10 protein-coding genes are annotated in these 10,276 nt (G+C 54.5%); 8 read left to right on the top strand and 2 right to left on the bottom strand.

Annotation, left to right across the window (positions count from 1 at the left end):
• From HKX44_RS19365 to HKX44_RS19330, 8 genes are all read left to right on the top strand, one after another.
• On the top strand, positions 1 to 874 hold an 874-nt coding region (locus HKX44_RS19365), incomplete at its 5' end, for a fatty acid--CoA ligase family protein (RefSeq protein ID WP_276155660.1).
• The gene (locus tag HKX44_RS19360) at positions 871 to 2,163 is read left to right on the top strand and encodes a 3-hydroxyacyl-CoA dehydrogenase (protein WP_276152925.1); all 1,293 of its coding nucleotides are present in this window, start codon (positions 871 to 873) and stop codon (positions 2,161 to 2,163) included. The genes HKX44_RS19365 and HKX44_RS19360, both read left to right, overlap by 4 nt.
• On the top strand, positions 2,160 to 2,939 hold the full coding sequence (locus HKX44_RS19355) for an enoyl-CoA hydratase-related protein (RefSeq protein ID WP_276152924.1): 780 nt from the start codon (positions 2,160 to 2,162) through the stop codon (positions 2,937 to 2,939). Before HKX44_RS19360 ends, HKX44_RS19355 begins: the two co-directional genes overlap by 4 nt.
• A gap of 42 nt (positions 2,940 to 2,981) precedes the next feature.
• Positions 2,982 to 4,298: an acyl-CoA dehydrogenase family protein gene (locus HKX44_RS19350; protein ID WP_276152923.1), complete on the top strand. Its 1,317-nt coding sequence runs from the start codon at positions 2,982 to 2,984 to the stop codon at positions 4,296 to 4,298.
• Entirely contained in the window at positions 4,295 to 5,065 is a 771-nt protein-coding gene (locus tag HKX44_RS19345) for an SDR family oxidoreductase (RefSeq protein ID WP_276152922.1), read from the top strand. The genes HKX44_RS19350 and HKX44_RS19345 overlap by 4 nt, the downstream gene beginning before the upstream one ends.
• Before the next feature lie 4 nt (positions 5,066 to 5,069).
• Entirely contained in the window at positions 5,070 to 5,843 is a 774-nt protein-coding gene (locus HKX44_RS19340) for an SDR family NAD(P)-dependent oxidoreductase (protein WP_276152921.1), read from the top strand.
• 10 nt (positions 5,844 to 5,853) lie between these two features.
• Positions 5,854 to 6,225, top strand: coding sequence for a VOC family protein (locus HKX44_RS19335; RefSeq protein ID WP_276152920.1), 372 nt, complete (start codon positions 5,854 to 5,856; stop codon positions 6,223 to 6,225).
• A gap of 176 nt (positions 6,226 to 6,401) precedes the next feature.
• Complete coding sequence (locus HKX44_RS19330) at positions 6,402 to 7,640, top strand: DUF4214 domain-containing protein (protein WP_276153252.1); 1,239 nt, start codon at positions 6,402 to 6,404, stop codon at positions 7,638 to 7,640.
• Positions 7,641 to 7,758: 118 nt separating this feature from the next.
• On the opposite strand, the gene HKX44_RS19325 is transcribed toward HKX44_RS19330, so the two are convergent.
• Entirely contained in the window at positions 7,759 to 9,324 is a 1,566-nt protein-coding gene (locus HKX44_RS19325; RefSeq protein ID WP_276152918.1) for a hypothetical protein, read from the bottom strand.
• A 75-nt stretch (positions 9,325 to 9,399) separates the two neighbouring features.
• Entirely contained in the window at positions 9,400 to 10,272 is an 873-nt protein-coding gene (locus HKX44_RS19320) for an acyl-CoA thioesterase II (RefSeq protein ID WP_276152917.1), read from the bottom strand.
• Positions 10,273 to 10,276 lie beyond the last annotated feature (4 nt).

Raw genomic sequence — 10,276 nt, 5'->3', positions numbered from 1 at the left:
GGGTGCCAAAATCACCTTGATGCACAAATGGGACGCGCAGGAGGCCGTGCGCCTTATCCGCGACAATGACATCACCCGTTTCCTTGGCGTGCCGACACAATCTGCCGAACTGATGGAAGCTGCGAAGGAAATGGGAGAAACACTGCCCAGCATGGATTATCTGGGGTCTGGCGGCGCGAAACGACCAGCCGCACAGGTGGCGCAGCTGGCCAAGGCTTTTCCCAATGCAGACGTCGCCACCGGCTGGGGCATGACAGAAACCAATGCGCTGGGAATTGGGATGATTGGCGACGATTATCGCGCCCGCCCCGACAGCGCTGGAAAACTACACCCGCCGGTGCAGGAACTGCGGATGCTGGACGATCACGGCAAGGACGTCCCGAACGGGACCATTGGGGAAATTGCGGTGAAAGGCCCGCATATCATGCGGTGCTATCTCAACCAGCCGGAGGCCACAGCCAAGACACTGGTAAACGGCTGGCTGCGCACCGGTGATCTGGGGGTGTTGGATGACGAAGGTTTCGTCACAATTCTGGACCGCAAGAAAAATATCATCATCCGTGGCGGCGAGAACATTGCCTGTCTGGATGTCGAAGGGGCGTTGCACCGGCATCCCGATGTGCTGGAGGCGGTGGCCTTTTCCGTTCCGGACGAACGGCTGGGCGAAGTCGTGGGGGCCGCACTGCAAATGCGCGCGGGCACCACAATAACCTGTACAGATTTGGCTGCCTTCCTCGACGGCCACCTCGCCAAATTCAAAATTCCCGTGCATCTCTGGGTCCAGCACGAAGTGCTGACCCGCGGTGCAACTGATAAAATCCACCGCCGTGCAATCCGCACGTCCTGTCTGGACAATCGAGAGGCCCAAGTATGAATACCCCTGATGATCAAGAAATCGGTGCCTATATCGCCAGTGCCGGTGCCGCCGCATGGGAGGTTCCCGGCCTTGATGCAAATACACCCAGACGCCCGGTGAAAACCGTCGGAATTATCGGCGCTGGCACCATGGGCGGCGGCATCGCAATGAACTTTGCGACTGCGGGCTTCAACGTCAAGATTGTCGAGACTGCACAGGAAGCACTGGATCGTGGCTTGGCCGTGGTACGTGGTAACTATCAGCGCTCATCCGACAAAGGCCGTTTTCCGCAAGAAGAAGTCGAGGCCCGCATGGGTCGGTTTGACGGACGTCTCGCAATCGCAGATTTGACCGACTGTGATCTGGTGATCGAAGCGGTATTCGAAAACATGGACCTCAAGCGCAAAATCTTTACTGAGCTGGACGCGGTAATGAAACCGGGCGCAATCCTTGCCACGAACACATCGGCATTGGATATCAACGAAATCGCCAGCATGACCAAGCGCCCCGAGGATGTGATCGGGCTGCACTTTTTCTCGCCTGCAAATGTAATGAAATTGCTCGAAATCGTGCGGGCAGAACACACCGCCGATGACGTGGTGGCGACCTGCATGGCGCTAGCAAAAGACATCAATAAGATCGCTACACTGGTTGGCGTCTGCCCAGGATTTGTCGGCAACCGTATCCTTTTTGCCCGTCAAATTCAGGCCAACAAACTGGTCTATCAAGGCGTGATGCCGTGGGACGTGGATGCGGCCCTAAATCAGTTCGGTTTCAAAATGGGGCCGTTCCAGATGAGTGACCTTGCAGGGCTGGATATCGGTTGGTCCAAAGGGGCCAAGACCGACAACCCGATCCGCGATGCCCTGTGCGAGCTGGACCGGCGTGGGCAGAAAACAAAGGCCGGGTTTTATGACTATGACGAAAACCGCCGGCCTGTTCCGTCCGATGTAACCGCTGGCATCATCAAGGAGATCACCGGAGCGAAACCCAGCACAATGAGCGCAGAAGAGATTATTGAGATTTGCATCTATCCAATGATCAACGAGGCGGTAAAAATCCTTGAAGAAAACAAGGCGCAGCGCCCGTCCGACGTCGATGTGGTCTGGCTTAACGGCTATGGCTGGCCTGCGGACAAGGGCGGCCCGATGTTTTATGGCGATATGGTCGGTGCCCAAGCCGTGCTGGACCGCATGGAAGAGCGTGGTCGCGAAGACGTGGCATTTGCACCGGCAGAAACCCTGCGCAAACTGGCTGCCAATGGCGGCAAATTTACTGAAATCGACACCGGAGGGCTGAAAGTATGAGCTACGACTTCATCACAACCGAGAAACAGGGCCATGTTCTGCTGGTCACGATGAACCGACCCGAGGTTTATAACGCGGTGCATGTGGATATGCATAACGAGATGGCGGATTGCTGGGACGCCTTTGCCGCCGATCAAGACCTTTGGGTCGCGGTTCTGACGGGTGCCGGCGACAAGGCGTTTTCTGCCGGCAACGACCTCAAGGCCACGGCGGCGGGCGGGTCCAAAAAGGCCATGACGCCTTCCGGTTTTGCCGGTCTCTCTGCCCGCTTTGATCTGGAAAAACCGATCATCGCCGCGGTAAACGGGTTTGCCATGGGCGGCGGCTTTGAAACAGCGCTTAGCTGCGACATCATCCTTGCTTCTGAAAACGCCAAATTCGCCCTGCCCGAAGTCAAGGTCGGGTTCTTTGCCGCGGCTTCGGGTGTGCAGCGCCTGTCGCGCTATATCGGGCGACTGGCCGCGCAGGAAATGATGTATACGGGCCGTACCATCGACGCGCAGGAAGCCTTGAAAATGGGGTGCGTGAACGAGGTGCATCCGCATGGCGATCTAAAAGCCAAAGCGCTGGAAAAAGCGCAACAGCTGTGCAGCGTCTCGCCCTCTGCGGTGAAAGCCACCAAACGTGTGTTGAACGACATGTACCAACGCGACGGCATGGCACAAAGCATCGGCTATTCCCGCGAGGTTATCGCGGATCTGTCCAAGACCGAAGACTTTAAGGAAGGCGTAAATGCCTTTGTCGAGAAACGCGCGCCCAATTGGGTCAACAAATAACGTCACCCAGAGTGTGACCGGAAAAATAAAGGAGACACCCCTATGTCCGATGCAAATTCACCGTTAAGCCTTAACAACCTCGAAATGTCAGACAAGGCCAAGCCGCTGCTGAACGCAGTGATCAAACATATCCGTGAAAACGTCGATCCTATGACCGAAGAATTTCACCGTCTGGGCGAGGGTCGCGAGGACCGGTGGTCCTATCACCCCAAACAGCTGGAGCTAATGGACGCAGCCAAGCAAAAAGCACGCGATGCCGGCCTGTGGAATTTTTTCCTGCCAAACGCCGAAACCGGTGAAGGCCTGTCCAACCTTGACTACGCCTATATTGCCGCCGAATTGGGCAAGAACCCGCTGGCATCCGAAACCCTGAACTGCTCCGCGCCAGACACCGGTAACATGGAAGTTCTGGAACGTGTCGGCACAGCAGAACAAAAAGAACAGTGGCTCAAGCCTCTGTTGGCTGGTGAAATCCGTTCGGCCTTTGCGATGACTGAACCTGACCGCGCCTCGTCGGATGCAAAGAATGTCGCCATGTCAGCCGTGCTTGAAAATGGCGAATGGGTTCTGAATGGTGAGAAATACTATATTTCAGGTGCTGGCGATCCGCGCTGCAAGATCATGATCGTGATGGTAAAAACCTCACCTGATGCCGAACCTTTCCGTCAGCAATCACAAATCCTTGTGCCGATGGACCACCCCGGTGTTGAAATTCTGGGGCCGATGCATGTCTTTGGCCATGACGATGCACCGCACGGCCACATGCATATCAGATTTACCGATGTGCGGGTGCCCGAAGCCAATATGCTTTGGGGCGAAGGCAAGGGGTTTGAAATCTCACAGGTACGCCTTGGACCTGGCCGTATCCACCACTGTATGCGCTCCATCGGGCAGGCAGAAAAAGCCCTGGACCTAATGATTGACCGCGGCCTTAACCGCATCGCCTTTGGCAAAAAGATTATTGATCTGGGTAAGAACATGGAGACCATTTCCCGTGCCAAGATCGAAATCGAATGTATGCGCCTGCTGGTCCTGAAAGCGGCCAAGGCAATGGATGTTCTGGGCAACAAGGAGGCCCGCATTTGGGTGTCCATGATCAAGGCCAAGGTGCCAGAGCAGGTTTGCGACATCATTGATCAGGCGATGCAGGTACATGGTGCGACAGGTATTTCCCAGTGGTCGCCGTTGTCGGGCATGTACGCCCAGCAGCGCACGCTGCGCTATGCGGATGGCCCCGATGAAGTGCATCACCACGTGATCGCCCGCCACGAGGTCCAGACCTACAAGGACAGCAATTCGCGTCAAGACGCCATCAAGGGCGACACCCAGGCGCGCGGTTCAGGCGGGTTCATGGGATGAGCGCGCTGTTTGATCTGACCGGCAAGGTCGCGCTGTTGACAGGTGCGTCCAAAGGCATGGGGCTGGCGATGGCCACCGCCTTGGCCGAACATGGCGCAACTGTTGTCATCTCGGCCCGCAAGCAAGAGCAGCTGGATGCAGCCGCTGCCGGCATTAACGCGCTGGGGAAAGGGACCGCACATGCGGTCTCTTGCAATGTCGGGCACAAAGAGCAATTACAGGCTTTGGTCGACAAGACACATGAGCTGGCTGGACCAATTGACGTGGTGATCGGCAATGCAGGGGTAAACCCCTACTATGGCAAAACCTCGGAAATCCCCGACGATGCCTACGAAAAAACCATGAATGCCAACGTTCAATCCAATCTTTGGCTGGCCAAGATGGTGGCCCCTGACATGGTCGCCAAAGGGGCCGGTTCGATGGCGTTCACCTCATCCATCGGTGCCTTCAAGCCCTCGGTCATGCTGGGTACCTATGGCATGTCGAAACTGGCATTGATCGGTCTGGTGCGTAACCTAGCCGCCGAGTTCGGCCCCGACGGTTTGCGGTTCAATGCGATCTGCCCGGGCCTTGTGAAAACCGAATTCGCCCGTGAATTGTGGGACAATCCAGAAGTTGCCAAGCGCATCGAAAACGAAATCCCGCTGCGTCGCCTTGGCGAACCTCATGATTTTGCCGGCCTTGCCGTTTTCCTCGCTTCAGACGCCAGCAAATATATGACCGGACAGGCACTTACGGTCTGTGGCGGTTCCAATATGTGGACATGATCTGATGGATATCAAAGGTAAAATCTGTGTTGTGACCGGCGCGGCAAGTGGTATCGGGCGGGCATTATGTATGGCCTTTGCCGATGCTGGGGCGAAACAGGTCGTCTGTGTTGATCTCAATGGTGACGGGGCCGCCGCAACTGCTGAAGCTGTGGGTGGGGCCGCCTATACCGTTGATGTGTCAAACGAGAGCCAAATCACCGAGATGATCGACAGTGTAGAGCGTGACATTGGCCCGATCAATCTGTTCTGGTCGAATGCCGGCATCGCCGTCGGTGGCGGTATGGACACCCCGAATGCAGAATGGCAGCGGACATGGGAAATCAATGTTATGTCGCATGTCTGGGCCGCGCGCCATCTGGTGCCGTTGATGTCTGCACGTGGCGGAGGGTACCTGCTAAATACGGCGTCCGCTGCGGGGTTGCTGAACCAGATCGGATCAGCCTCTTACGGGGTAAGCAAACACGCTGCTGTCGGTCTGGCGGAATGGATTGCCATGACCCACGGTGACGAAGGCATCAAGGTTTCGGTCCTCTGCCCGCAAGCCGTCCGCACCGAAATGACACGCGGTCACGAGGATCATGTGGCGGCCATCAACGGCATGATGGAGCCTGAACCGGTGGCCCAAATCTGTCTTGACGCAATCCGCGACGAAACCTTCCTGATCCTGCCGCATGAAGAGGTGCGCGGATACATGAAGAACAAGACCGACGATTACGACCGCTGGATCGGCGGCATGCGCAAGTTGAACCGCATGTTCTCCGACAAGAAAATGTGAGGGAGACAAAATGATCGGCTATACCACTATCGGCGTGTCAGACATGGCACACGCCAAGACCTTCTATACGGATTTGTTTGAAAAACAGGGCGCCAAGGTTGTGATCGATTCCGGTCGTATCGCCTTTATCGGAACCAAACGAGGCGAGCCGATGCTGGCCGTCTGCGAGCCCTATGACAAGCAGGCCCCGACCGCAGGCAACGGCATGATGGTTGCCTTTCCGGTATCAACCAAGGAAGAGATCGATGCGCTTTATCACAGGGCAATTTCGTTAGGGGCAACTTGCGACGGAGAGCCGGGTCAACGTATTCCCGATCGTTTCTATGGCGCATACGTCCGCGACCATGACGGCAACAAACTGTGCTTCTTTATGTTCGGCTAACGCAGAGAAACCCAGTTCTAATTGTTTCGAAAGTCAGAGAATTGCAACCCGCAAAAACTGCAATTCCACCAGCGATATCAGTACCATTGGCAATATCTTCTTTCTGGTTGCATCTGGGATACCAGCAAACGTAATAGTTGCTTTAACAGACTCGCAAGAAAAGAAGGTATTAACCGATGGCAGATGATAGCGGCTGGAACGACAATCCCCTTTTCGGCACGGAACTAGGTGCGCTTTCGTTTGACGAGGTGACACGAGCGCCTAGCACGAGCACCAGTTTTTCTGTCGTTGATTCGGTTGGGCTATACGATAGCATTTCTGCAAGCGGGTACCGAACAGGCACTGATTTCAACGACTTTTTCACCTTCTCACCATCAGGGTTGGACACTGTACGGGTTTCTTTCGATAATATCTCTTCGGGCACCTACGCAAACACCCTCTGGATTTCTCCGCTTAGCGGCGTATCCAAAGTAACAGGGGACTTTGTCTCTACCTCATACGGTGGAGAACACGCGTATTCTTCGACACGTTACACGAGGGCGGTTGATACTGTTTCTGAAGGGCTTTTGGACCTAATTGATACCATCTCGCCCACTGCGGATATGTCAGATGCCACCTGGCACCGCGGAGAGCGCGGCGACGCCAGTGCCATCTGGACATTGAACGGTGACCCTGTTGTTTTCGAAGTTTCGGGATTTCAATTTAGTGGTGACGATTTCCAGGGAAGCCCGTCCAGCACTGTTGAGATCGACGAAGTAACTTACAGGTTTGAATTCGAACCACACGGCAGGGCCTTTGGCAACGCTGGGCCGGGAAGTCTTTTCTTTGTTGATACCTTTGGCGAATCGCAAACCCACACCGGCGGGGATGCGATTGATATCTATAAGTTCGCGGGAAGCCTTGGCCATCTTTTGGTCGACGTTGTTTCTGACAACGAACTGTCTGTTTCCCACCGGCGGGAAGGCAGTACACCCGATACCTTGCTCAATATCGAGCGCATCGAAATGAACAACGGCTATCTCGCCTTTGATACGGACGGAAATGCGGGCCAGATGTACAGGCTTTATCAGGCCGCATTTGATCGCGCACCCGATCACGAGGGGTTGGGTCATTGGATCAACACATATGACAATGAAGTCTTTGATCTGGTCGGTGTTGCCGAAGAATTCCTGATGTCAGAAGAGTTCCGCACCCGCTTCGGCACCGAAGAAACCCTCGACGACAGCGCCTTTCTGACCTTGCTTTATAGCAACGTACTTGACCGTACGCCGGATCAGGCCGGTTTTGACTTCTGGAGCGCACAACAGGCCGATGGGATTAGCCGTGCAGACATGTTGCAGTATTTCTCGGAAAGCACCGAAAACTATGCAAATGTTGCGGGTGAAATCGACGCCGGCATCTACTACATTATGTGATCTATATGCAGCCGCAAGGCCATAGGGCATAGTAACCGGTCCCATAAATACGACCTCGATCCGGGGTCTGCCCATGGGGCCGAGATAAAGACTGAACGAATTGCTCTAGCAACTGACCCTATGCGCCCACCTTGTATTTTTTCAGCGCCTTCTCGATCTCTGCATCGACCAGTTTTTCAATCCTCTTGTCCTTCTTCAGCGCCTTTTCAGCCTTTTTGGTGAATTTCGCTTCATTTTCACTGCCGGTGGTCCCAGCGATCACCGCATTGAAGCCAACCTTCAAACCTTCATCGCTAACCTTGTTCATCACCTCGGCCCACATTTTCGCTTTCAATGTGTTGGGGATGTCGTTGCTTTTGGCGATCTTGTCCCACCGCGCAGGAAGAATTTTGCCTTGCAGGACCTCCTTGTTCTTATACGCCCATTTCTTTTGAAACGAGCCAAGATTTTTCACCACCCCAGCCAGCAGTGCGGAATAGAGAATACTCTGTAGGGCTTTGTCGAAATCCTTCTGTGTCGGGGCTTTGCCGGATTTTGCGGAGGCGCCCAAAATCTTGACGGCTTCACCCAACGCGCTTTTAATGACTTCTTGACCTGACCCGGCAAGGTAATTCGAGATGTATCTTTCAAGCTGTTTCCCGGCGAGGAAGGGCACCTTTGACGCAAGCCGGGGCGCGACCGCTTTTGCCGCGTCGTCACACCAGCCCAAGGGAATTTTCGACCCTATGCCACCTGTTAGGCCCCCTATCGTGCCATCAATCACCACCGATTTGACCGATCCCCATGCAGAGGCGCCCTTTGCCCCACTGGCATGGCGGCCTACTTCTTGGCTCGCGCTTTGTAATATTCCAACACCCGCCCCTGAAACAATGGCTGCCGATCCGGCTGACAATCCGGCACCTGTCACCAACACCGGAGCCGCCAAAGCGCCAACAACTGCAAACCCCACAGCAGACGTAACGGAACAGACAAACACGGTGGTCTGGGCCGATCCTGTGAACTCTTTCAGGAACCGTAACAGTTCGGCATTGAGTGCATTGATCGCCTTCTCCGCAGGAGGAAGGGCTTCGTCAATCAGTTTGAGATCTTTGGTGGAAATGGCCCGTTCCAGCGCGCCCTTGGCTTTGATCGAATCCAGAACGTACTTGATATTGACCTCTTTGACGCCCCCACCCTTGATGATGATGACCTGTGCAACCGCGTTCAAAACACCGTCTTTCAACATCGCGGTATCAAGGTAATCCTGATGGGCTTCCACCGCGAAGTTATGCATTGAAATCAATGATTTCATGTAGGGGGTCAAATTTCCGATGACTTCCTTTTTGAGGGCGTCATATTCTTTTTGCGAACACTCAATATCCTTGCCACGGAAATTGACCCTGACGCGCGGTTCTTTTGCGGCTTCTTTCAGGGCCTTTTCATATTTGGTCACCCCGGCGTTGAATGTGCGCTGACCAGGGTCAATTACGCCATCCGGTTTCTTGATACCGATTTTCTTTTGATACTTTTCGATTGCCTTTATCAGACCCGTATCCACCTTTGACGACATACCAAGAGGCCCAATCTTGTTGGCCTCAAGCATGGCGCGCACGGTCATAACATCAGCGGGCTTGTTTTCGACTTTCTTACCTTCGCTCTCACGCGGCGAACGGCCGACCGGAGCGGTCAGTTTAACTTTTGCCATTGAATTATCCTAAAGGGTCTTTGTGTAAAATGAATACGCAAAGACTATCCCCGCTTGGATAAAACTCAACCCTGTTTAGCTTTGACGCTTCTCATGCAATGGCCGCATTAGCCCTTCCTGCGCCACACTGGCAACCATTTGACCGTTCTGATTATAGATCGATCCACGGTTAAACCCACGCGCACCGCCAGTCCAAGGGGCGTCTAAATCGTACAAATGCCAATCGGCAAATTCGATCGGCGCATGAAACCACATTGCATGATCCAACGAGGCGGTCATGACTTTACCCTGAAACCAAGTCAGCCCGTGTGGCCGCAGGGAAGATCCCAAAAGGTTCATGTCTGATGCATAGGCCAACAGGCAATGTTGCATCTGTGGGTTATGTCCCTTGGCCGCCTCCATCCGAAACCAAAGCTGGTTCACGTCCTCCACAGCTTCGGGCGCAAAGAAATCACGCGGTGCAACTTCGCGCAGCTCGATAGGGCGCTGGCGCAGGAAATCAGCGCGGTATTTTTCGGGTATCTGGTCAACAAACGTGGCCCGCAATTCGTCACGGTTCGGCCAGTCTTCGGGGCTGCCCACATCTTTCATCGGGTGTTGATACTCCCACCCATCTTCTGCCACATGAAACGATGCTGACAGATTGAAAATCTGTTTACCATGCTGGATGGCAACCACTCGACGGGTTGTGAAACTGCCGCCATCGCGGGCGCGGTCCACTTGATAGATCACCGGAATATTCGGATCGCCCGGACGGATGAAATAAGCGTGTAGCGAATGACAAAGCCGGTTTTCGACAGTGCGGTAAGCGGCCATCAACGCCTGCGCAATCACATGCCCGCCGAAAATACGGGTTGTGGTTTCCCCGCCCCCGCCAACACCGCGAAACAGGTCAACTTCAAGCTGTTCGATATCCAGTAATTTCAGCAGTTCTTCGGCAGGGGTCATGGTA

It is taken from the genome of Sulfitobacter sp. M05 (assembly GCF_029285175.1).
In the GTDB taxonomy this organism is placed as follows: domain Bacteria; phylum Pseudomonadota; class Alphaproteobacteria; order Rhodobacterales; family Rhodobacteraceae; genus Sulfitobacter.
Note: the sequence above shows the minus strand (reverse complement) of the source record. Positions and strands in the feature narration are given on the sequence as shown.